Below are 23,242 nucleotides of genomic sequence, written 5' to 3' on the forward strand. Positions count from 1 at the left end.
ACTTCCAATTATAACCGATCTCTTAACAAGCCATTAGTTTTTACGGAAAAATTCGTTAAGGCGATCAATGACCTCTTCTTTTTTCCATTCAAATGTTTCACCAGTTTGACGGAATTTCACTTCTACCATACCTTCAGATGCTTTTTTACCAACCGTTACACGCACAGGTAAACCAATTAAATCAGCGTCTGCAAATTTTACACCTGCACGCTCGGCACGATCATCTAAAAGTACATCATAACGATATGATTTTAATAAACCGTAAAGTTCATCTGCTAATGCCACTTGCGCCTCATCTTTCGTGTTAACTGGCACAACATGAATATCATATGGTGCTAATTGTATTGGCCAAGTAAATCCATTATCATCTTGGAAGTGCTCAGCCACGGCAGCTAGAATACGAGATACCCCAATACCGTAACAGCCCATAATAAACGGTTGAGCCTTCCCTTGCTCATCTAAGAAAGTACCATTCATTTTAGCAGAGTATGTAGTACCTAATTTGAAAATATGACCAACTTCGATACCTTCTGCGAATTTAATAAACCCTTGTCCGTCTGGGGAAGGATCTCCCTCTTTAATAAAACGAATATCTAAGTAGTCATTCACAGCAAAATCACGCTCTGGGTTGACATTCACTAAATGGAATCCATCTACATTTGCACCTGCAATACCATTACGGATAGATTTGATAGCTTGGTCCGCTACTACCTTTACGTCTACTGGTAATTTCACTGGCCCAATTGAACCAACGCCACAGCCTAATAATTCACGGATTGCTGCTTCACTAGCCAGCTCCACAGAACCTGCATCAAGTGCATTTTTCAGCTTGATATCATTAATTTCATGATCCCCACGTGCAAGGACAACCACAAGCTCCCCGTCTACATCAAACACTAAAGATTTGATCACACTGGCTGGCTCTACATTTAAGAACGCTGATACTTCTTCAATTGTTTTTTGCTCTGGTGTTGCCACTTTTTCAACTTCTTTTAAAGCGTCATCTGATGGTTGATAATCCGCAATGACTTCAGCCATTTCGATATTTGCTGCATAGTCAGAAGTATCTGAGTAGGCAATCGTATCTTCCCCAATTTCAGATAGCACCATAAATTCATGTGTACCTTTACCGCCAATCGAACCTGCATCTGCAATGACAGCGCGGTAGTTTAAGCCAAGGCGGGAAAAAATATTTGAATACGCACGATACATATCTTCATATGTTTCATCTAAACTTTCACGTGATGCATGGAAAGAATAAGCATCCTTCATTATAAATTCTCTTCCTCGTAGTAAGCCGAAGCGAGGGCGCTTTTCATCACGGAATTTAGTTTGAATTTGATACAATGTTAACGGCAATTTTTTATAGGATTTAATTTCATCACGTACTAAAGTTGTAATCACTTCTTCATGAGTTGGTCCTAATGCAAAATCACGGTTGTGACGGTCTTTTAGGCGCATTAATTCTGGTCCGTATTTTTCCCAGCGACCTGATTCCTGCCAAAGCTCAGCAGATTGTAAAGAAGGCATTAGAAGCTCAATAGAGTTGATGGCTTCCATTTCTTCACGGATAATTGTTTCAATTTTTGTTAAGACACGTTTTGCAAGCGGTAAATACGAGTATACCCCACTTGTATTTTGACGAATAAACCCTGCTCGTAATAATTGCTTATGTGATTTTACCTCAGCATCCGCAGGTACTTCACGTAATGTTGGGATAAATGTTTTACTTTGCTTCATTCAGTGTTCCACCTTTTTTAATAGATAAGTTTATACTCTCAATAGCATAAACAAATTTAGCTTTGAGCGCAATGTTTCATAGTAATTGCGCTCAAAGCTAGAAAATGAAATTTCATTTAACTGTCATTGGTTTAAAAGAAGAATCGTTGAATATCGTTCCATGTCACGACAACCATTAAAATCATCAGTAGGACAATTCCTACGAAATGGACAATTCCCTCTTTTTGACGATCGATTGGTTTACCACGTAAAGCTTCAAAACCAAAGAATAATAAACGACCACCATCAAGTGCTGGTAATGGAAGTAGGTTCATAATTCCTAAGTTAATACTTAACATTGCGGCCCAATTCATTAAGTTCATAATACCATACTGGGCTACTTGCTCTGTTGCTTTATAAATGCCAACAGGTCCAGAAAGCGCATCTATTGTGAACTTACCAGTAATCAACATACCAAGAAGCTCAAATATTTTCATGGTCATATTATAGGTTTCTTGTGCTCCATAAACTACAGCTTTTAATGGATTAAATTCTCTCGGACTGTCATAGCGCACACCAATTTGACCATATTTTTCGCCATCCTGCTGGATTTCTTTCACAGTCATATTTAAGTTCATAGATTGTCCATCACGTTCCACAGTCACTGTAATTTCTTCGTTTGGATGATCTTGAACAATAGCGGCTAAATCCTGCCATTTTTCAACGGCTTGTCCGTCAATGGCTGTTACTCTATCTCCCGCAAGCATTCCTGCCTGTGCAGCTGGATCATTTTCTACTACTTCAGTGATAATCGGCTCGTATGTTGGGACACCGTGGATTAACCCAATTACCAAGTAAATCACAAACGCAAGAATAAAGTTAAACAAAGGACCTGCAAAGATTGTCATCGCACGTTGACCAACTGTTTTTGCAATAAATTGACGATCATGTGGTGCAATGACCAATTCACGACCATTTTCCACAAGAACACAATCTCTTGCTACGTCATAACGAACTAGACGTTCTTCTTCATCATAGCCTTCTACAAATAAATTCTTCTCTAAATCAGCACGCTCAACTTCTAAAAATAATAAATCTGGTAGCTGCTTATTACTTTGATTGAAAATAATTTTTTTCACAACATTATCTTCATCGACAATTAGCCCTATTCGATAGCCTGGCTGTAGTTCAGTGCCATCCATATCCTCGCCGGCCATACGAACATACCCACCGATAGGCAATAATCGAATAGTATACATTGTTTCTCCATGCGTTTTCCCATAAATTTTGGGACCCATTCCAATAGCAAATTCACGCACTAAAATACCTGCACGTTTAGCAAATAAGAAATGTCCAAGTTCATGGAAGAAGACGAGCATCCCAAATATTAAAATAAATGCAATGGCTGTTTGCATAATATCCCACCTTTAATAGCGATTAGTTAACGATACAGTACTTTCGTTATTTTACCATGTCTAACACTATTTTTCTTGTCTCACTGTCCACATGTAAAATCGTTTGTAAATCTGGTACTGCAATGTTTTGATGTGCATGCATTACTCGTTCAATCGTCTCATCAATTTCAAGGAATGTAATTTTCCCTTGTAAAAAGGCTGCAACTGCCGCTTCATTTGCTGCATTCATCGCTGTCAAAATGGTACCACCTGTACGACCAGCCTCATATGCTAAACGCAAAGCCGGATAACGCTCAAAGTCCATATCTTGAAAATGTAGTTGTCCAATTTGCGCTAAATTTAGTCGCTGACCATTATGTAATGGTATACGATCAGGATAGCTTAAAGCATATTGAATCGGTACGCGCATATCTGGCGTGCCTAGCTGAGCAATCACACTAGTATCATGATACTCAACAAGAGAGTGAATAATACTTTCTCTATGCAAAAGTACATCTATTTTATCATATGGCATATCAAATAAAACATGTGCTTCAATGACTTCTAATCCTTTATTCATCATTGTTGCGGAGTCTATCGTAATTTTTGCGCCCATAGACCAGTTCGGGTGATTCAATGCATCTGCGACCGTCACATGTTGTAATTGGTCACGTGTTTTATCACGGAAGCTACCACCTGAAGCTGTAATAATTAAACGCTCAATATTTTTGGGATTTTCGCCATTCATTGATTGGAAGATGGCTGAGTGCTCGCTATCAACAGGTAAAATCGTGGCCTTATGTTTTTTGGCTTCTGCCATGACTAAATGACCAGCTGTAACAAGTGTTTCCTTGTTAGCAATGGCAATCGTTTTGCCCATGCGAATAGCTGCTAATGTTGATTCCAGACCAACACTGCCTAGCACAGCATTGACGAGTACAGTTGAGTCTGGATGTGTAGCAACTTCTACAAGACCTTTCGCCCCAAATGTAAATTGGATTTCAGGATAATCTTTCGCAAGGTCTCGTGCATCCTCTTCTAGCTGCACAGAAACTAGCTCGGGTTTTAATGTTTCAATCATTTCTCGTGTTTTCTCAATGTTTTTCCCTGAAGAAAAAGCCACTAATTGAAACGCATCACGTTGTTCTTTTAAAATATCGTAGGTTTGCCAACCGATTGAACCCGTTGCACCTAATAAACTAATTTTTTTCACAACAAATTGTCCCCTTTTTCTATCTAAGCAAATGATTTAGCAAGATGTCTTTTAATATACAGATTAATTACCAAACAAATGTAAAAAATGAAGGAGAGGCACGACAAATAATAGACTATCGAAGCGATCTAAAATTCCGCCATGCCCTGGTAAAATATTGCCCGAATCTTTTACATCAAAATGACGTTTGATAGCTGATTCTACCAAATCTCCCATTTGTCCAATAATAGAGGCAAAAATCGTGACAAAAACAAGTGATATATAACCATTTGCAAATGGGTAAATGAGTTGCATACCAACTGCAAAAATAACCGCAATGACAATTCCGCCTAGAAAACCTTCAATCGTTTTCTTCGGTGAGATTTCAGGCCATAACTTATTCTTTCCTAATTTTCTTCCTACAAAATAGGCACCTGAATCTGTTGTCCAAACAACTAATAAACAATAGACAACATACTCTAATCCAACATTTCTTGTTTCAATTAAATAATGGAATCCTAACCCCACATAAAATGCACCCAATAAAATAAAGCCCACTTCGTCAAAGGTTATTTTATTTTTTACAAGGACCACGTAAATCAGCAGTAACATCATTAGACCATAAACAACCATTAAATTGGATGAATAGCCTATTGTCTCTACAACTTTTTCACTCCAATCTTTCGGTATAACAAGTAATACTAATGTTATTAACCCTAGAAAACCAGGCACAGAAAAAATGGAAATCCCTTTCATTTTTAAGATTTCATAAAAACCGACAATAGCCATTGCAAGCACAAGTATGGTAAATGGTACTTTGCCATAAATAACGAACGGAATAAAAAGTGCTGCTGCAATTATTGCCGTGATAATTCGTTGTTTCAAGTTGTTTCTTCTCCCTTCAACCCACCGTAACGGCGATTACGCTTCTGATAATTTTCCACCGCTTCCAGTAAGCTTTCCTCACTAAAATCTGGCCACAATGTATCTGTAAACCAAAATTCTGTATAGGCGAGCTGCCATAACATAAAGTTACTTAATCGTACTTCACCACTTGTACGAATTAGAAGATCTGGTTCAGGCAAATGGGCCGTCATTAAATGAGACGTTAAGCATTCTTCTGTTATGTCTTGCATCGTTAATTGACCGTCCTGCACTTTTTGCAGCATCGTTTTCATGGCATTGACCATTTCAGAACGACTCCCATAGTTCAGCGCAAAATTTAAGACAAGCCCTGTATTATGCTTTGTTTCTTCCATTGCCTCATACAACGCCTTTTGCGTATGAGCAGGTAATAAGGATGGATCGCCAATCATTTCGACACGTACATTACGCTGCATCATTTCTGGTAAGAAAGAACCTAAAAATTCAACAGGTAGACGCATAAGAAAATCAACCTCTGGTTTTGGTCGCTTCCAATTTTCTGTGGAAAATGCATATACGGTTAAAACTTTAATTCCTAAATCCGACGCAAACCTAGTTACTTTACGTACGGTCTTCATTCCTTCATGATGACCAGCAACTCGTGGCATAGCACGTTTTTTCGCCCAACGTCCATTTCCGTCCATAATAATCGCTACATGGGCAGGAATCGGCTCGCTTTTAGTTAGGGCCACACGCTCCTCCAATGATAGTGTATCCATATTTATTTGTTTTCCTAATAGCTTTTTAAACATGCTAACTCCCCCACTACAACTAATCGGACGTATACTAACCTATCATAACAAACAAAAGCGCTTTTTGTCTTTTTTTTCCCTCTAAATTGACTATGTATGTACTAGCTTATTTTAGAACTATACACATAATAAAGAATAAGTTTGTTAGAAAATCGATGATGTTGTTATTAATGATCTTTTCGCATTTCATGTATGCTCTTTATATGACAAAGCAATTGATTATGAACAATAAAGCGAAAAGACGTCCTGTTATGTATAGGACGCCTTCATCTCATCAAAAAGTTCCATCATAGACATGTAAAACGTCTTGTTTACACCTCTAAAATTTCTTTTTCTTTATCTTTCGCTACTTGATCTACTTTCACAATGAATTCATCTGTTAATTTTTGAATATCGTCACCATAGCCACGTAGATCGTCTTCTGTGATTTCGCCAGCTTTTTCAAGTTTTTTCAAATCATCGTTTGCATCGCGACGAACGTTACGTACAGCAATTTTTGCGTCTTCTGCTTCTTTTTTCACTTGCTTTACTAGATCCTTACGACGATCTTCTGTTAGCGCTGGAATCATTAAACGAATGATCGAACCATCATTTGTTGGTGTAATCCCGATATCTGATTTCATAATTGCTTTTTCAATATCACCTAAAATTGTTTTATCGTAAGGTGTAATGACTAGTAAGCGAGCTTCTGGTACAGAAACACCTGCAAGTTGGTTAATTGGTGTTGGTGCCCCATAGTAGTCTACCATGATACGATCCAATAAAGATGCGTTCGCACGACCCGCACGAATAGATGATAGTTCACGTGAGAAAGCTGTGATTGTTTTGTTCATTTTTTCTTTTGCTTGTTCTAAGACTTGTTTAGCCATTATACGTTCCTCCTAACAACTGTTCCGATTTTTTCGCCTTGTACAGCACGTTTAATGTTACCTGGCTCCGTAATTGAGAAAACAATTAGCGGGATATCGTTATCCATACATAAAGTGGAAGCCGTTGAATCCATTACTTGTAAGCCTTGTTGGATAACTTCTAAGTATGTGAGTGTATCATATTTAATGGCTGTTTCATCCACTTTTGGATCTGCCGAATAAACGCCATCGACATTATTTTTAGCCATTAAAATCGCATCTGCGTCAATTTCTGCTGCGCGTAATGCGGCAGTAGTATCAGTAGAGAAGAACGGATTACCTGTCCCTGCTGCAAAGATAACGACACGTTTTTTCTCTAGATGTCTAACTGCTTTACGACGAATGTATGGCTCCGCTACTTGAGTCATCACAATAGAAGATTGAACGCGTGTTTCAATACCTAATTTTTCAAGAGCATCTTGTAAAGCTAGTGAGTTCATAACGGTTGCTAACATGCCCATATAATCGGCTGCAGCACGATCCATTCCCATTTCACTACCTATTTTACCACGCCATATATTACCGCCACCTACAACAACAGCAACTTCTACATCAAGATCTACTACTTCTTTTACTTCTTCTGCAACAGACTTGATTATTTTTGGTGATAAACCGAAGCCCGCTTCTCCAGCTAACGCTTCACCACTTAGTTTAATAACTACTCGTTTATATTGCGGTACACTCATTGTAAACCTCCGTAAGACTTTATTTAAAACCTTTCTATTCCCTTTTCCATTATAGTATATCTAACAATAATTGCTAGTTGTGAATAAGGCAGAATAGAAAATTATATCCGTTTTTCGTTCATTTCGGAAAAATAGGGAACACGCTATGTTGTGTTCCCCATTTTAGTCTAGATAATCTAGATATTATTTGATTAGAATCAAATGCAAGCGAAATTAGTTACCTTTAACTTGGCTCATTACTTCTTCTGCAAAGTTATCTTCACGTTTTTCGATACCTTCACCAACAGCGTAACGTACAAAGCCGTTTACTGAACCACCAGTTGAAGCTACGAAATCACGTACTTTTTGATCTGAGTTTTTAACAAATGTTTGATCAAGCAAGCAAACGTCTTCGAAATATTTACCAAGACGGCCTTCAACCATTTTCGCAACGATGTTTTCTGGTTTACCTTCGTTAAGAGCTTGCTCTGTTAATACTTTACGCTCACGTTCAACTTCTTCAGCAGAAACTTCATCGCGAGAAACATATGTTGGGTTGATTGCTGCAATGTGCATCGCAACATCTTTAGCTGCTGCTGCATCAGTAGAACCTTCTAAAGTCACTAATACACCAATACGGCCGCCCATGTGTAAGTAAGCACCGAATGCATCTGCATCAGATTTTGATTTAATTTCGAAACGACGAAGTGTAATTTTTTCACCAATTGTTGCAACAGCTGTTGAAATTTGATCTTCAATTTTTACACCTTCAGCATTTGTAAGCTCTAAAGCGGCTTCAACTGAAGCTGGTTTAGCAGCAAGTAATTGCTCTGCTAAAGAAGAAACTAATACTTGGAATTTGTCGTTTTTCGCAACGAAGTCAGTTTCAGCGTTTACTTCCACGATAATCGCTTCGTTACCTTGTTCTAAAATGTAAGTTGTACCTTCTGCAGCGATACGGTCAGCTTTTTTAGCAGCTGACGAAAGACCTTTTTCACGTAGGAAGTCGATTGCAGCTTCTAGGTTACCATCAGTTTCTACTAACGCTTTTTTACAATCCATCATACCAGCGCCAGTTTTTTCGCGTAATTCTTTTACTAATTGTGCAGTAATGTTTGCCATTTAGTGTTTCCTCCTCAAATTGGTTGAACTATTTAATGATAGGTTCTAAAAAAGGTGATAAGGGTTTTGAGCCACTTATCACCTTTTTGTAAACGTGAATTACTCAGCAGCAGCTTCTACAGCTGGAGCTTCTTCTTCACCTTGTTTTGACTCGATTAAAGCGTCAGCCATTTTAGCAGTTAAAAGTTTAACAGCACGAATAGCATCATCGTTAGCAGGGATTACGTAGTCGATTTCATCTGGATCACAGTTAGTATCAACAATACCTACTAGAGGGATGTTTAATTTACGAGCTTCTGCAACAGCAATGCGCTCTTTACGTGGGTCAACCACGAACATTACGTCTGGAAGATCGTGCATATCACGGATACCGCCTAGGAATTTGATTAGACGTTCGTGTTCTTTTTTAAGTTGGATTACTTCTTTTTTAGGAAGAACTTCGAAAGTTCCTTCTTCTTCCATTTTTTCGATTTGTTTCATACGTGCAACACGTTTTTGAATTGTACCGAAGTTTGTAAGAGTACCACCTAACCAGCGTTGGTTGATGTAGTAGTTGCCTGAACGTTCAGCTTCATCTTTGATCGCTTCTTGTGCTTGTTTTTTCGTACCAACGAAAAGAACTTTACCACCGTCTTGACCAACTTGACGCATGAAGTCATAAGCTTCCTCTAATTTTTTAACCGTTTTTTGTAAGTCGATGATGTAGATCCCGTTACGTTCAACGAAGATATATTTCTTCATTTTTGGGTTCCAACGACGAGTTTGGTGACCGAAATGTACACCAGCTTCAAGTAATTGTTTCATAGAAATTACTGACATGTGAATTTCCTCCTAGTATGTTTGGTTTTTATCCTCCGCATTTATCATCTGCAACAAGCTACCCTAAGCTTAGAGCACCACTTACTACATCAAAATGCGTGTGTAGTAATAACACCATTTGCAACTATATCATAGCTTTGATTGATTCGCAACAATTTAGTGATGAAATTTCAGTAAAAGCTCGATTTCTGTTTTCCCCTTTTGCAGTTGTTTCGCTATCTCCTCTACCGATTTTCCCTGCTTTGTTAATTCTAGCGCTTGCTGTTCCACCGTCAGCATTTTTTCTTTTTCAGGTAGACTTGCCATCTCCTCTTTTGGAGATGGCACTGCTTGTGCCTTTTTTGCACCAGTATGTTGCTGACGTGAATAAGCATTTGCTACAATTTTTTTAGGTACGTAGATACGAGAATCTTTATCTAAACTTAGCGAACTATCACTTTTAGTCCCTTGGGTTAAATCCGAAGACGACTGTTCCATTGGTGTCACACTTTGTTCTATTTGCTGCAAGCTACTCGCCGCTATTTCGGGCTGTTTGACATTTTGTAACTCTTTAATAAGACGGTCATTTTCATCTTTCATTTCTGCTAAATAAGCCGTAATCGTATCGTCCATTTCCCTCATTAAACGTTCTTGCTTCTTTTCTAAATCCTTAAATTTTGCTAGCTTTGTATTTAAAATAATAAGGAAGTAAAATGAAAGTAGCTGTAAAAAGAATAGTAACGCTATTAGTATGGTTGTCATTGTAAACTCCTATCCACTAAAATCCACGAAATTCCCTTTAAACGGATGTTGTGCCTGTTTTTCTTGTTGACCCTGCTTCTTTTTCTTCTTTTTATGAATACCTGTTAAATATTCGCCACCTGCATCCTCATCCTCACTAATTTCATCCATACCTTCTGTTGTATTGACAATTTTTTGCTTGCGCTCTACTTCTTTTTTTAATGCTTCATTTGCGTGTGCCTGTTGGGCTAATGCTTGTTGCTGTGCCTGATCTGCCATTTTCCCCGCTTCAAATGTTTTTGGAATAGCAATTTGTAATTCGACACCTTTTAAACTCATTGGAATCTCTCCCTCAAGGATATTTACGCATTAATCATTTCACTTGATAATAGCTTTCGTAGCTTTAATAGCGCTTTTGAATGAATCTGTGAAATACGTGATGTTGACAGTTCAAGCATTTCACCAATTTCAGTCAAAGTTAATTCCTCTGTGTAAAATAAACTAAGTACAAGCTGTTCTTTTTCATTGAGCTTTTGAATATTCTCAGCTAAGTCACCTAATAACTCCGATTTAATAACAGTTTGCTCAGGTGTTTTTGTCGTATCATCTCGGATGACAAATGACTTACCGTCCGCTTCCTCTTGATCCTGTTGCTCATTAATGGAAAGAACATTTGAAAAAAAATGCTCTTGCACTGTCTGATACACATCTTCAACAGATACTTCCATATGCTCCGCAAGTTCCTCAGGTGTTACATGACGCATATATTTTTGCTCTAATTGTTCAATTTGAGCATCTAATTTTTTGGCTTTTTCACGCGCTGAACGCGGTAACCAGTCTTCCTTACGTAAACCATCAATGATAGCGCCTCTTACTCTAAACGAAGCATATGTATCGAATTTTAAATCTCTGTTAATATCAAATTTATTTAATGCATCAAAAAGCCCTACCATGCCTAAACTCGTTAAATCGTCTCGTGATACGCTCTTTGGCAAACCCGCACCAATACGTTGGACATGGTAAGATACTAAAGAAATATATTTTTTTATAAGTAAATCACCAGCATCTGGATCACGCTCATGAATCCAGCGATTCCATAGTTTTTGCTCATCGTTCAGAATTGGTTGTGTCATGAAATCCACCTCTCTAAAAACGCTTTACGCGCCCGTTTGCCACTGACTATTTGCGCTCATAAAATTAATCATTCAACAGGATTTTTCGGTTAATCTTTGTAAAAAATCCACATTAAAGCTAATCTAGACGTGAGCTTCGAATAGTTAAAAACTCGATAAGCAGTTGCCATCTTTCCTATATTATAACAAGAATCGACTATAATTTCATTTGTTTCTCTTACTCTCTAATATATTCCTTAATTTTTTAATCTCATAGAAAAACTGTACCCTTGTTATGATGAACAGTTGGATACAGTTCTAAAATTTGTCTACAGAATTAAACTTATAATTTAGGACGCTATTTAATTCGATGCTAAGGTGCATCATAACTATGACATTGAACAAAAAGGTTATAATACCTACATTGCATCCACAATGCACCAATTGTCGTTTCAAAAACGTGCTATAGAGCTAGAAATAATTTTTCCATTGAATATTGAGATCTACGAGCGATTGCTTCAGCCCATTACTAATACCATGTTCGCCCTCCCCCTCCTTTTGACCATTTTTGCTTATCTGCTTCATTAAGCGGTGGTTTTCCTCCTGTAATAAAGTGCGCTAATAAGCTAGCCTGAGCTTTTGAGTTTCTCGTATAATAAAGCCTTCAAATGCCCAATAAAAAAAGAGCCGCTATTCGCGACTCATTTTTACGCATTCACTTGTTGCTCTTCTTCTCGATTCATCATCGTTCGTACTACTTGAGCAATTTCCTCGGAATTTTCATCTTGGAATTCAACCGTTGAATTAACTGCTGGAGCTTCTTGCTTTGCGCCATCAGTAGCATCAAGTTCATGATCTGTTAGACCATCTTCATCCACTTCTTCATTAGCCTCTGGCGTAAACATGATGTAAGCAATTAAAAAACGTACTATATACATAGCGATAAAGACGATAATTGCTACAACAAAAGCGCTGATGATGATGCGAAGGGGAGTAGATGGTTTTTGAAATGTACTGAAAAAATAAATTGAAAAAGCAATTAATGCTCCCCATAGATTGTAAAAAATAGAACCAAACATTAGATTTCGCTCACTCCTTGGTTAACTGTTCGAATATGTAATATCGACGTTGCAGGATTAAATTCAATCGTTCTACCACTATTTCCACCAGTATCCTCGGCCACTAAAGGTACTCCATGTCTCTTTAACTCATGTTTAACTGCTTCTACATTGCGGGGACCGATACGCATCGTATCTTTGTCAGATGTAAATTGAAACATCTGCGCCCCCCCTGCAATTTTTGCCTTTAGTTTAAATTTTTGAACGCCTTCTAATTTTAATAAATCTATCATTGCTGCAATACCTGAATCTGCAAATTTTGCCACATTGATTGACTCAGCTCTACCTAAGCTTGAATCTGGTAACATCACATGGATTAAACCAGCAATTTTTTTTGACTCATCATATAAAATAACGCCCACACAAGAACCAAGACCAGAAGTTCGAATGGTGTTAGGTAACTTTACTACATCCATTTGTGCAATTCCCACTTTAATTACTTGTCCACTACTGCTGCTTAACATCATCATGAAACTCCTAATGCTTTAAAAATTGCATCGAATGAGTCGGGATCGGGAAGCAGGAAGAAATGACCTCTCACCGTTTCGTGGTCTTCTACACCTTCTTCAAAAATGGATGTATTTATCACAATAACATTATCACTTACATGTGATAATTCGATTAAACCAATACTGATAATAGCGCCAAACATATCTACACTTAGACCAGGTACTGTTGGGTAAATTTTCAAATTGGTAAAGTCCGATAAGGCAGATAAATAGGAGCCCGATAAAATATTGCCCATTTCTTGCATAGCTGATAAGCCTAGCTCTGAAACTGGTTGCTTTTTAAAGTCAAATGTATCATCAAAAATAAGACGACGGATAAAGCGATTTGCTTGCTCGATAGGTAAAATAAAGAACATACTTCCTTCAGCATCTCCTTCAATACGAAGGTAAATACCAACTACAACGTTTTCAGATCCGCCAGCCAGTTCCATCATTTCGTTAAAGGACACCATTTCTACCTTTGGAACGCGCATATCAATTTTTTTCCCAAGTAAATTGGAAAGTGCTGTCGCGGCATGCGCAGCACCAATATTTCCAATTTCCTTTAATACATCTAAATGTAGCGATGTAATCTTTTGATTAAATGTCATTATCGATCCCTACTTTAGTGGATTTAATACTTTTTCTAAATGTAACAAGATTAATAATCGTTTCTCTACTTTGGCAACACCTGAAATAAATTCTTCTTCAAGTGAGCCAACGACCTCTGGTTGCGGTTCAATTGCACTTGCTGGAATATCAATAACATCGTTCGCTGAATCTACAACAAAACCTACTTCCATATCTTCTAATGAAATAATGATAATGCGTGTTGTTTCTTCATGTTCAGAAACAGGTAGTTCAAAGCGTTCACGTAAATCGACTATTGGTGTAACAACACCTCGTAGATTGATTACACCTTTCACATATTTCACGGTTTTCGGTACACGCGTAATATGCATTAATTTTTCAATTCCTTGTACATGGGACACGGGAATTGCATATTCTTTATCTGCTAGCTGAAAGACAATTACTTTAATACTTTCTTGTTCCACTGCGTTTGTCATACTTTACACCTCTCTTATTCATTCACCTTATTTAATTAGTGCGTTACAATCTACAATTAAGGCTACTTTACCATTACCTAAAATCGTTGCACCTGAAATGGCAAAGATATTTGTTAAGTAATTTCCTAATGACTTCAAGACAATCTCTTGTTGTCCAATGAAAGAATCCACTACTAGACCAGCAAGTTTTTCACCTTTGCGAACAATTACAACTGAATGGAATTCTTCATCTTGTGACTCTTTACGAGGAACCTCAAAGATTTCCTCTAAGAATACCAATGGAACAACCTTGCCACGGAAGTCGATTACTTTTTGATTATGCGCATTCATAATCTCTGATGAACGGATAATAGATGTTTCAATAATAGAAGATAGTGGAATTGCATAAATTTCTTTTTCAATCTCCACCAGCATGACTGAAATAATCGATAATGTCAGTGGTAATTGAATCGAGAAGATAGATCCAACATCCTGTGTAGATTCAATTGAAATATTACCACCAAGTGATTCAATCGTTGTTTTCACAACATCTAAACCTACCCCACGACCAGAAACATCAGAAATGACATCGGCAGTTGAGAAGCCTGAAGCTAAAATAAGCTCATTAATCTGTTTATCAGACATTGAATATGATTGTTCTTGTGTCACAATGCCTTTTGAAATAGCTTTCGCTAGTACTTTTTCACGATTAATGCCCGCGCCGTCATCTTCAATTTCAATAAAGACATAGTTTCCACTATGATACGCACGTAGGACAACTGTTCCTTCTTCTGGCTTACCTTTTGCACGACGAGCCGTCGGATTCTCAATCCCATGATCCACAGAATTACGGATTAAGTGAACTAGTGGATCCCCAATTTCATCTATAACCGTACGATCTAACTCGGTTTCTGCACCGATGATTTCTAGGTTGATCTTTTTATTTAAGTCACGCGATAGCTGACGAATCATTTTTGGGAATCGGTTGAATACTGTTTCCACTGGTACCATACGCATCGTTAAAATAATTGTTTGTAGATCACCCATCACACGACTCATGCGCTCTACTGTTTCATTTAACTCACCATGATTCACTTCTGTAGCGATCGATTGTAGTCGACCACGATCAATGACAAGCTCTTCAAACAAGTTCATTAAAATATCAAGACGTTCAATATTTACACGAATCGTTTTATTCCCTACAGGTGCATGAGCTTTATCAGCTTTAGCTGGTGCTGCTGCTTTGGCTGGTGCCGCAACAGGTTCAGCTTTCGCAGGCGTAGCTGCTGGTGTTGGTTCTGCTTCTACCACTGCTGTTGCTGCTACTTCCTGATGGGCTTCATATTGTTTTTCACTAAATTTCTTCAGGTCAATTGTTGTCACAACGACTTCATCAACCTCTGAAACCTTCATTATTTTTTTCTGCATATCTTCGGCTGTTTCTTTTGTCACAAAAGCAACATAGAATTGTTGATCAAACTGTTCATCTTCAAGCTTTTCAACAGATGGACTGGACTTAATGACATCTCCATCTTTTTCTAAAATTTCAAACACCATAAATACACGTGCAGCCTTTAATAGGCAATCCTCACGTAATGTAACTGCAATTTCAAATGCATTGAAGCCTTGTTCAGATGATTGTGTAATAACTGTTTGTTCAAAGCTATCATATTCTAAAACACTTGCAACGACTGCTGGTGCCACTGTTGCTACCACTTCTGGTACTGCTTCCTCACCTAATTCAATGCGCTTCAGTTGAGCAACAGTTGATGAAACATCACGTTTACCATCTCCACCGTTCGCAATATCCATCACCATTTCTTCTAGATGATCAACAGATTCAAAGACAACATCTAGTATTTCAGGTGTGACATGGATTTTCTCATTACGAATAGCATCTAAAACATTCTCCATTTTATGTGTCAAATCCGCTAAATCTTCAAAGCCCATTGTGGCAGACATACCTTTTAACGTGTGGGCAGAGCGGAATATTTCCCCAACAATGGCCAAATCATCTGGATTCTTCTCTAATTCTAATAAATGTTCACTACATGCTTGTAAATGCTCTTTACTTTCTTCGATAAACATCTCTAAATATTGATTGACTTCCATAAGAGGACACCCCTTTTAAGGCAAATATTTCATTATTGTTTGTGCAATATCATCTACATCTGCAACTTCATCAACAAGTTGCGTTTCTACTGCTGCTTTTGGCATACCATATACAATGCAAGTTTCGGCTGATTCTGCAATAGCTATGACATTACCACTTTTTTTCAATGCTTTCAGTCCATTAGAACCATCATGGCCCATACCAGTCATAATGACTGCCACTTTATCAAAATCCTTATATTGACTAACATCTTCAAACATTACATCTACAGAAGGGCGATGGCCTGATCTCGGTGCTTCCTGATTATCAAGAACAATGCCAAAAGTCGTTCCTACTTTTCTCAGCTTTAAATGATAACCACCCGGTGCAATATAAGCTACTCCATTTTGCAATATATCGCCCTGTTCCGCTTCTTTTACAGCAATTTCACTTAGCTGATCCAGACGAGTAGCAAGTGATTTAGTAAATCCAGCTGGCATATGCTGAACAATTAATATAGGTGCTTGTATGGACTTAGGAATTTTAGTAATGACCTCCTGAAGTGCACGAGGTCCTCCGGTTGATGTACCAATTAACACCATTTTCTTTCCAACTTTACTCCATTCTACCAGTGGCTTTGATGTAGCTACATTGCTAGCAGCAACATTCATAAGAGTTGGTGTTCGTCCATGCTGTTGTGGCTCCTTTACTACGGTACTCGCTCTTGTCACTGGTTCTTGTTGTTTTTTACTACCAGAAGGTTTTTTCAGTTTGGAAATCGGCACCATTGCCGCTTGCTCTACTTTGTGAACAAGCTCATTTTGGATTTTATGTAAATCAAGAGAAATGGTTCCGCTTGGCTTTGCGACAAAATCTACTGCGCCACTCTCAATTGCTGCTATTGCATTTTCTGTCCCACGTTGAGTGGTACTCGAGAGCATTATTACAGGAACTGGACATTGAATCATAATTTCTTTTAAAGCATCGAGCCCATTCATTTCAGGCATCTCAATATCCATTGTCACAACTGTTGGCTTCAACGACTGTATTTTTTTGATCGCATCTTTTCCATTTCGTGCCGTTCCAACTACTTCCACCTTAGAGTTGCCAACAAAAAAGTCACTAATTAGCTTTCTCATAAAAGCAGAATCATCCACAACTAATAGCTTGCTTTTATGTAAAAAGTCCAATTAATCACGCCCTTTCGAGAAAATACTTCTGAGTTTCGATAAAAATTTTTTAGCTGTTTGTTCATGTGCGTGTATTTCCTCTGCACGATGTTCCATAAAACGAACGACTATAAGTTGTAATGTCTTTGATATTAGTGCGTCTGGATAAGCAAGCGAGAATGGTACTTGCTCACGCACAGCCTTACGCACAACTGGATCTTCAGGTAATGAACCTAGAATGGTTATTTCTTTGTCTAAAAAACGTTTCATCGTTATTTTTAAACGTTCATTCGTTTCAATTCCTTCTTCTTTGCTAAAAGCACGGTTACAAAGAATGTAAAACTCCTTCTCTGGATCACGTACATGAATATATTTCATCATGGAGTACGCATCTGTTATAGAAGTAGGCTCCGCTGTTGAAATGACAATAATTTCATCAATGGATGTCAGTAAGTCTAATGACCAATTTGTCGCACCAGCCCCCATATCAAATAAAATATAATCATAGTTTTTTTGAAGCTGTTCAAAGGCATGAATCAATCGCTCAAACATACTTTGTGACCAATCTAGAACGCTCGTCATACCAGACCCACCTGAAATATACTTTAGATCATAAGGTCCTTCAAATATTACCTCATCTAGTAATTTATTTCCTTCTAAATAGTCTTTCAAACTATAAGAAGCATTTTTCCCAATTAAAATATGAATATTCCCCATCCCAATATCCATATCTACAATGGCAACTCTTTTTCCCTTTTGGGCCAAGGTTATAGCAAAATTCATGGTGAAGTTACTTTTACCTACTCCACCTTTGCCACTGACAACTGCGATGGCTCTACCTAGTTCGCCCTGCTGCCTCATCATTTTCAAGCGTAATGTTTCAGCTTGGTCTCTCATTTTTCTTCACCTTGAAAAAACAAATTAAGTACTGCTTCTAAATCAGCTTCCTCAATATCTTCTGGTACTTCTTGACCATTCGTATAGTAAGCAAGTCCTTTATTATATTTAATCATTAAATTGATCATTGTGCCAATAGAATTTGTTTCATCAATTTTTGTGAAAATGAATTTTTCAATTGGTAATTGCTTAAATTGGTCTACAATGTTCTCCATATCCTTTTCTTTCGTTGTCATAGCAAGGACTAAGTAAGACTCTGCTTGATCATCGAACTTAATGAGACGTTGGAGATCATCCACATACTTGACCTCTTTATAATTGCGACCTGCTGTATCAATAAACACCAAATCTAAATGGGATAAACTTTGGATTGCTTGCTCGAAATCGGTCGCATTATAAGCAATTTCAACTGGAGCCTGTAAAAGACCTGCATATGTTTTTAGCTGTTCTATGGCAGCAATTCGATACGTATCGGTCGTAATAAAGCCGACTTTTTTCTTTTTTTCTAACACAGCTCGCGCTGCCATTTTAGCAATCGTTGTAGTCTTTCCAACTCCTGTTGGGCCTAAAACATTTATATACTTTCTTTCATAGGACAATCCTCCGACAGGAAGGGCCTCTAGCTGCTTACGTAGTAAATTTTTCGTTATTAATTTACATTGTGAAAAATTTATTTCTGACGCTTCTTTGAAATGCATAAAAAGCTCATCACCTATCGTTGTGATGAGCTCTTCACTTAGCTCTTGCTGTCTTAAGTATTCAATGAAGGGGAAGAGTTCATCGGGATATTGAGCTTGGGTGGTCTTTTTATGCATCGATTGCATTAAAGATTTTAAATCTGCAATTTCCTTCCTCAATTCTTCAGAGATGCTAGTATCCTCATGCACTGCTGCAACATGTGGTGTTGGCTCTTGATGGACTTTTGCTTGAATAGCATTTGTAATCTCTTGTAACCTTGCATTTTCTTTTGTTTCTACAGGTAGTACAGCTGGTGCTGGAGCCACATAACTTGGCTCCATAACATCAACTCCCGCGACCACTTCAAAACTTTTCTTTTTAATCATACCGAAAAATTTCTTTGTGATGACTACTTTTGAATTTAAAATGACTGCGTCCTCACCTAATTCTGCCCGCACTTGCTTCATCGCCTCTGGTATGGATGATGCATAATATTTTTTCATTTTCATTGAACATTCACCACCCCAACACTTTGAATTTCAACTGAAGCATCCAGCTCATTATAAGAGAGAACTGGAATTTGAGGGAAATAACGCTCCGTCAATTGTCGTAAATACATACGAACTGCTGGAGAGCATAAAATGATAGCGGATTGCTCCATAAAGGAAACACGCTCTACTTCTGCTGCAATAGTCTCTAAAACGGTTTGAGAATCTTGAGGATCCATTGCTAAATAATTTCCGTGATCCGTTTGTTGAATACTATCAGCAATCATTTTTTCTACTTTACCTGACACCGTAATCACCTTTAATGCTGAACTATCTCCAACATATTGTGCAGTAATTTGACGTGCTAATGCTTGACGGACATACTCCGTTAAAATATCTGTATCACTCGTTAATTTTGCATAGTCTGCTAATGTCTCAAAAATTATAGGTAAGTTACGTACAGACACATTTTCTCGAAGAAGCTTGCCAAGTACCTTTTGGATTTCTCCAGTAGACAAAGGAGTCGGTGTTAATTCTTCGACTAAAATAGGATGTGTTTCGCGTAAGTGATCGATTAACTGCTTCGTCTCTTGGCGTCCTAGTAACTCATGTGCATTTGCTCGAATGATTTCTGTTAAGTGTGTTGACACCACACTTGGTGGATCAACAACTGTGTAACCATACATTTCGGCATCTTCTTTCACTTGCTCCGTAATCCATTTCGCTGGTAGTCCAAATGATGGCTCCACAGTATCAATTCCTTCAATAGAGTCATCATCACCAGGGCTCATCGCTAAATAATGATCTAATAAGAGCTCGCCTCGTGCCATTTCATTCCCTTTTATTTTAATACGATATTCATTTGGTTGCAGCTGAATATTATCTCGAATACGAACAACTGGGATGACGATACCTAATTCTAATGCTAGCTGTCGTCGAATCATAATAACACGATCTAATAAATCCCCACCTTGTGTAGCATCTACTAAAGGTATTAATCCATAACCAAATTCAAATTCGATCGGGTCCACATTTAATAAATTCACAACATTTTCAGGGCTCTTCATGCCATCTGTTGCCACTTCTTCCTCAATTTCAAGTAATTCCTCTTCATCCTCTGGCTTCTTACGCCCCATCATATATGCTCCTGTAATGAGTGACGCACCAATTGGAATCGTTATCCAATCTGGAATTGGTGTAAATAATCCAAGTAAGATAATCGTTCCACCAGCTACATAAAGAAGCTTTGCCTGAGCAAATAATTGTCCTGTTATATCCTGGCCAAGACTTCCTTTTGAAGAGGCACGGGTTACAACAATCCCTGTAGCTGTTGAAATAAGTAAAGCCGGGATTTGGGATACAATACCATCTCCAACTGTTAGTTTAGAAAAATGAGTTGCTGCTTCTGCAAATGGAAGACCCATTTGCACTACCCCGATAATGATCCCAAATAATAGGTTGATAATAACCATTACCATTGAGGCAATGGCATCCCCTTTTACGAATTTTGTGGCACCATCCATCGCTCCATAGAAGTCTGCTTCTCCCGATACCTTTTCACGTCGTTCACGTGCTTCTTTTTCGGAAATGACCCCTGCATTTAAGTCAGCATCAATACTCATTTGTTTACCAGGCATTGCATCGAGTGTGAAACGTGCTGCTACTTCAGCTACACGCTCCGCGCCCTTTGTAATTACAATAAACTGAATTAACACTAGAATTAAGAAGACAACTAAACCAACAAGAACATTCCCGCCAACTACGAAATCACCAAAGGTTTCAACGACTGACCCTGCATCACCATTTGCTAAAATAGCACGGGTTGTGGAAACACTTAGTCCTAATCGGAACAAGGTTAACAGTAAAATGACCGATGGGAAGATAGAAAAGTCCAATGCTTCCTTCATACTCATTGCTGTTAGCAGTACAATTAATCCTAATGTAATATTAATGACAATTAAGAAACTTAACATCCACGGAGGAAGAGGGATGATGAGCATCGCAACGATTAAAATAACCGCACCTAAAACCCCAATATCGCGAACTTTCATTTGTGTCCCTCCTACTTAAAAGCTTTAAATTTTTCGCTTAATACGGTAAACATAAGCGAGTATTTCTGCTACTGCCTTAAAAAATTCCTCTGGTACTTGATCACCAATTTCTACCTGATCATACATCGCACGTGCTAAAGGTCTATTTTCAACCATTATGACATCATGCTCTTTGGCGATCAGCTTAATTTTTTGGGCGACAAAGTCTGTCCCCTTCGCAACGATACGTGGGGCATCCATATTGTCCTCATCGTATTTGAGGGCAATCGCATAGTGAGTAGGGTTGGTGATAACAACATCTGCATTCGGCACCTCTGACATCATACGACGCATCGCCATTTCGCGTTGACGTTGTTTGATTTTGGATTTAATCAGCGGGTCACCCTCACTATTTTTATATTCATCTTTAATATCTTGCTTAGACATTTTAAGATTTTTTTCATACTCATGTTTTTGATACATCCAGTCCAGAACGGATACACAAAGTAAAACTAAAGATGCGGCTATACCCATTATGCCGACAAGCTTCCCTACTGTAATGAGCGTCATCCATGGACTTTTAAAAGATAAAGCCAAAACTTCTGGTAGGTTTGTCCAAATAATAATTGTTGTGACACTTCCTATAAAGCCAATCTTTAAGACCGACTTCAGCAGTTCAACAATGGCCTTAACAGAAAATATTTTTTTTAACCCTTTAATAGGATCCATCTTTTTTAAATCAAATTTCATTGGTTCTAATGTAAATAAAAAGCCAAACTGCAGGAAATTACCCGCAAGAGCTCCAACAAAAGCAATCGCCATGATGGGCACAATAATAAAAGCCATCTGTATCAATGTTTCTGTAAATAAGCGCATCACACTATCAATCGTTAATTTTTCGATGCGTATGTTATGAATAAATGTTTGTCTAAAAAAAGCTAATAATTCATCACGCAAGGAGCCAGCAAAGAAAAATAAAAAGATAAATACCATAAGCATGACAATGGCACTAGAAATATCTTGACTCTTTACAACTTGCCCTTTTTTTCGAGCATCCTGACGTTTTTTAGGGGTTGCCTTTTCTGTTTTTTCACCTGCAAAAAACTGGATATCTAAACTTAGTAGTAGCTTCATATCATCCACCACCTAAAATGGCCATTAAATCCCGTATACCGTAGATCATAATCGTAATGAGCTTTTGAATAACTTGAATCATCACAGCCATCATTGTAAACATTACTAAAAAACTAACTCCGATTTTAATCGGAAAACCGACCACAAAAATATTTAATTGCGGTACTGTTTTTGCTGTTATTCCTAAAGCTAAATCGACTAAAAATAAGGTCGCCACAACAGGAGCAGCCATCTGAAATGCTATCGCGAAAACGGCTGTGAAAGTCGTCATAATAAATTTCGGTAAGCTTTCACTAGCAAATCTTGGAAATTGATCCATCGGTAAAAATTGATAGCTATAGTAAATTCCATTCAGAATCATATGATGGCCATCAATCGCTAATAAAAAAAGAAGTGCTAGCATATTAAAGAACTGACCAATTAATGGGCTTTGCGCACCTGTTTGTGGATCAATAATATTGGCAATGGCAAATCCCATTTGAAAATCAATAAAGCTTCCTGCAATTTGTATTGCAGACATGATGATGTAGCCCATAAGACCAAGCAATAGTCCAACAAGTGCTTCTTTCATCACTAATAATATGTATTCATCATTGAAGACCAATGGCTCAACATCAATTGTATAGTACATCATCCAAGCTAATACCAGTGCGAGAGTAATTTTGACTTGTGGCGGAATGGTCCTATATGAAAAAAAGGGGACCGTAACAAAAAATGCTGAAACACGCACAAGTACTAATAAGAAAACCGTTAAATGTGGAATTAATTCATTCAT

General features: G+C 37.9%; 23 protein-coding genes. All 23 read right to left on the reverse strand.

Going from position 1 to position 23,242, the window contains the following annotated elements:
- Positions 1 to 33: 33 nt before the first annotated feature.
- Complete coding sequence (locus tag CRI88_RS02815; protein WP_058843510.1) at positions 34 to 1,740, reverse strand: proline--tRNA ligase; 1,707 nt, start codon at positions 1,738 to 1,740, stop codon at positions 34 to 36.
- 131 nt (positions 1,741 to 1,871) lie between these two features.
- Positions 1,872 to 3,134 (reverse strand): RIP metalloprotease RseP, encoded by a 1,263-nt coding sequence (rseP, locus tag CRI88_RS02820; RefSeq protein WP_058843509.1) that lies wholly within the window; start codon positions 3,132 to 3,134, stop codon positions 1,872 to 1,874.
- A gap of 46 nt (positions 3,135 to 3,180) precedes the next feature.
- Positions 3,181 to 4,326 carry a 1-deoxy-D-xylulose-5-phosphate reductoisomerase gene (gene dxr, locus CRI88_RS02825; RefSeq protein WP_058843508.1) on the reverse strand — a complete coding sequence of 382 codons (1,146 nt, stop codon included), beginning with the start codon at positions 4,324 to 4,326 and terminating at the stop codon, positions 3,181 to 3,183.
- Positions 4,327 to 4,389: 63 nt separating this feature from the next.
- Positions 4,390 to 5,190 (reverse strand): phosphatidate cytidylyltransferase, encoded by an 801-nt coding sequence (locus CRI88_RS02830; protein WP_036124178.1) that lies wholly within the window; start codon positions 5,188 to 5,190, stop codon positions 4,390 to 4,392.
- Positions 5,187 to 5,981 (reverse strand): isoprenyl transferase, encoded by a 795-nt coding sequence (locus tag CRI88_RS02835; RefSeq protein WP_036124181.1) that lies wholly within the window; start codon positions 5,979 to 5,981, stop codon positions 5,187 to 5,189. The genes CRI88_RS02830 and CRI88_RS02835 overlap by 4 nt, the downstream gene beginning before the upstream one ends.
- A 311-nt stretch (positions 5,982 to 6,292) precedes the next feature.
- Positions 6,293 to 6,850, reverse strand: a complete 558-nt coding sequence (gene frr, locus CRI88_RS02840) for a ribosome recycling factor (RefSeq protein WP_036124184.1) — start codon at positions 6,848 to 6,850, stop codon at positions 6,293 to 6,295.
- On the reverse strand, positions 6,850 to 7,575 hold the full coding sequence (pyrH, locus tag CRI88_RS02845; protein WP_036124188.1) for a UMP kinase: 726 nt from the start codon (positions 7,573 to 7,575) through the stop codon (positions 6,850 to 6,852). Before pyrH ends, frr begins: the two co-directional genes overlap by 1 nt.
- Positions 7,576 to 7,788: 213 nt before the next feature.
- The gene (gene tsf / locus CRI88_RS02850) at positions 7,789 to 8,676 is read right to left on the reverse strand and encodes a translation elongation factor Ts (protein ID WP_036124190.1); all 888 of its coding nucleotides are present in this window, start codon (positions 8,674 to 8,676) and stop codon (positions 7,789 to 7,791) included.
- Positions 8,677 to 8,775: 99 nt separating this feature from the next.
- Positions 8,776 to 9,495: a 30S ribosomal protein S2 gene (gene rpsB, locus CRI88_RS02855; RefSeq protein WP_004269262.1), complete on the reverse strand. Its 720-nt coding sequence runs from the start codon at positions 9,493 to 9,495 to the stop codon at positions 8,776 to 8,778.
- 156 nt (positions 9,496 to 9,651) lie between these two features.
- Complete coding sequence (locus tag CRI88_RS02860) at positions 9,652 to 10,236, reverse strand: hypothetical protein (protein ID WP_036124194.1); 585 nt, start codon at positions 10,234 to 10,236, stop codon at positions 9,652 to 9,654.
- A 9-nt stretch (positions 10,237 to 10,245) separates the two neighbouring features.
- Positions 10,246 to 10,554 carry a hypothetical protein gene (locus CRI88_RS02865; protein ID WP_036124197.1) on the reverse strand — a complete coding sequence of 103 codons (309 nt, stop codon included), beginning with the start codon at positions 10,552 to 10,554 and terminating at the stop codon, positions 10,246 to 10,248.
- Positions 10,555 to 10,577: 23 nt separating this feature from the next.
- Entirely contained in the window at positions 10,578 to 11,348 is a 771-nt protein-coding gene (locus CRI88_RS02870; protein ID WP_036124200.1) for a FliA/WhiG family RNA polymerase sigma factor, read from the reverse strand.
- Positions 11,349 to 12,034: 686 nt separating this feature from the next.
- A complete protein-coding gene (locus CRI88_RS02875; RefSeq protein WP_036124203.1) occupies positions 12,035 to 12,406 on the reverse strand; it encodes a hypothetical protein in 372 nt (123 codons plus the stop codon).
- Entirely contained in the window at positions 12,406 to 12,912 is a 507-nt protein-coding gene (locus CRI88_RS02880; protein WP_369802726.1) for a chemotaxis protein CheD, read from the reverse strand. Before CRI88_RS02880 ends, CRI88_RS02875 begins: the two co-directional genes overlap by 1 nt.
- Positions 12,912 to 13,544 carry a chemotaxis protein CheC gene (locus tag CRI88_RS02885; protein WP_036124206.1) on the reverse strand — a complete coding sequence of 211 codons (633 nt, stop codon included), beginning with the start codon at positions 13,542 to 13,544 and terminating at the stop codon, positions 12,912 to 12,914. Before CRI88_RS02885 ends, CRI88_RS02880 begins: the two co-directional genes overlap by 1 nt.
- A 9-nt stretch (positions 13,545 to 13,553) precedes the next feature.
- Positions 13,554 to 14,000 (reverse strand): chemotaxis protein CheW, encoded by a 447-nt coding sequence (locus CRI88_RS02890; RefSeq protein ID WP_036124209.1) that lies wholly within the window; start codon positions 13,998 to 14,000, stop codon positions 13,554 to 13,556.
- A gap of 27 nt (positions 14,001 to 14,027) precedes the next feature.
- Entirely contained in the window at positions 14,028 to 16,091 is a 2,064-nt protein-coding gene (locus tag CRI88_RS02895) for a chemotaxis protein CheA (protein ID WP_036124212.1), read from the reverse strand.
- A 15-nt stretch (positions 16,092 to 16,106) separates the two neighbouring features.
- On the reverse strand, positions 16,107 to 17,261 hold the full coding sequence (locus tag CRI88_RS02900) for a protein-glutamate methylesterase/protein-glutamine glutaminase (RefSeq protein ID WP_082673691.1): 1,155 nt from the start codon (positions 17,259 to 17,261) through the stop codon (positions 16,107 to 16,109).
- Positions 17,262 to 18,137: a MinD/ParA family protein gene (locus tag CRI88_RS02905; protein WP_058843507.1), complete on the reverse strand. Its 876-nt coding sequence runs from the start codon at positions 18,135 to 18,137 to the stop codon at positions 17,262 to 17,264.
- Positions 18,134 to 19,324, reverse strand: a complete 1,191-nt coding sequence (gene flhF / locus CRI88_RS02910; RefSeq protein WP_058843506.1) for a flagellar biosynthesis GTPase FlhF — start codon at positions 19,322 to 19,324, stop codon at positions 18,134 to 18,136. The genes CRI88_RS02905 and flhF overlap by 4 nt, the downstream gene beginning before the upstream one ends.
- Complete coding sequence (gene flhA, locus CRI88_RS02915; protein WP_036124222.1) at positions 19,321 to 21,354, reverse strand: flagellar biosynthesis protein FlhA; 2,034 nt, start codon at positions 21,352 to 21,354, stop codon at positions 19,321 to 19,323. The genes flhF and flhA overlap by 4 nt, the downstream gene beginning before the upstream one ends.
- Before the next feature lie 24 nt (positions 21,355 to 21,378).
- Entirely contained in the window at positions 21,379 to 22,467 is a 1,089-nt protein-coding gene (gene flhB / locus CRI88_RS02920) for a flagellar biosynthesis protein FlhB (RefSeq protein WP_036124225.1), read from the reverse strand.
- A gap of 1 nt (position 22,468) precedes the next feature.
- Entirely contained in the window at positions 22,469 to 23,242 is a 774-nt protein-coding gene (gene fliR, locus CRI88_RS02925; protein ID WP_036124227.1) for a flagellar biosynthetic protein FliR, read from the reverse strand.

The sequence above is a fragment of the Lysinibacillus fusiformis genome (assembly GCF_002845985.1).
Classification (GTDB): domain Bacteria; phylum Bacillota; class Bacilli; order Bacillales_A; family Planococcaceae; genus Lysinibacillus; species Lysinibacillus fusiformis_D.

Bases quoted from the DNA above. Each gene is read 5' to 3' on its own strand.
- CRI88_RS02815 (WP_058843510.1), bottom strand. From the start codon at position 1,740: ATGAAGCAAAGTAAAACATTTATCCCAACATTACGTGAAGTACCTGCG.
- rseP (WP_058843509.1), bottom strand. From the start codon at position 3,134: ATGCAAACAGCCATTGCATTTATTTTAATATTTGGGATGCTCGTCTTC.
- CRI88_RS02835 (WP_036124181.1), bottom strand. From the start codon at position 5,981: ATGTTTAAAAAGCTATTAGGAAAACAAATAAATATGGATACACTATCA.
- frr (WP_036124184.1), bottom strand. From the start codon at position 6,850: ATGGCTAAACAAGTCTTAGAACAAGCAAAAGAAAAAATGAACAAAACA.
- pyrH (WP_036124188.1), bottom strand. From the start codon at position 7,575: ATGAGTGTACCGCAATATAAACGAGTAGTTATTAAACTAAGTGGTGAA.
- tsf (WP_036124190.1), bottom strand. From the start codon at position 8,676: ATGGCAAACATTACTGCACAATTAGTAAAAGAATTACGCGAAAAAACT.
- rpsB (WP_004269262.1), bottom strand. From the start codon at position 9,495: ATGTCAGTAATTTCTATGAAACAATTACTTGAAGCTGGTGTACATTTC.
- CRI88_RS02860 (WP_036124194.1), bottom strand. From the start codon at position 10,236: ATGACAACCATACTAATAGCGTTACTATTCTTTTTACAGCTACTTTCA.
- CRI88_RS02865 (WP_036124197.1), bottom strand. From the start codon at position 10,554: ATGAGTTTAAAAGGTGTCGAATTACAAATTGCTATTCCAAAAACATTT.
- CRI88_RS02870 (WP_036124200.1), bottom strand. From the start codon at position 11,348: ATGACACAACCAATTCTGAACGATGAGCAAAAACTATGGAATCGCTGG.
- CRI88_RS02875 (WP_036124203.1), bottom strand. From the start codon at position 12,406: ATGTTTGGTTCTATTTTTTACAATCTATGGGGAGCATTAATTGCTTTT.
- CRI88_RS02880 (WP_369802726.1), bottom strand. From the start codon at position 12,912: ATGATGTTAAGCAGCAGTAGTGGACAAGTAATTAAAGTGGGAATTGCA.
- CRI88_RS02885 (WP_036124206.1), bottom strand. From the start codon at position 13,544: ATGACATTTAATCAAAAGATTACATCGCTACATTTAGATGTATTAAAG.
- CRI88_RS02890 (WP_036124209.1), bottom strand. From the start codon at position 14,000: ATGACAAACGCAGTGGAACAAGAAAGTATTAAAGTAATTGTCTTTCAG.
- CRI88_RS02895 (WP_036124212.1), bottom strand. From the start codon at position 16,091: ATGGAAGTCAATCAATATTTAGAGATGTTTATCGAAGAAAGTAAAGAG.
- CRI88_RS02905 (WP_058843507.1), bottom strand. From the start codon at position 18,137: ATGAGAGACCAAGCTGAAACATTACGCTTGAAAATGATGAGGCAGCAG.
- flhF (WP_058843506.1), bottom strand. From the start codon at position 19,324: ATGAAAATGAAAAAATATTATGCATCATCCATACCAGAGGCGATGAAG.
- flhA (WP_036124222.1), bottom strand. From the start codon at position 21,354: ATGAAAGTTCGCGATATTGGGGTTTTAGGTGCGGTTATTTTAATCGTT.
- flhB (WP_036124225.1), bottom strand. From the start codon at position 22,467: ATGAAGCTACTACTAAGTTTAGATATCCAGTTTTTTGCAGGTGAAAAA.
- fliR (WP_036124227.1), bottom strand. From the start codon at position 23,242: ATGAATGAATTAATTCCACATTTAACGGTTTTCTTATTAGTACTTGTG.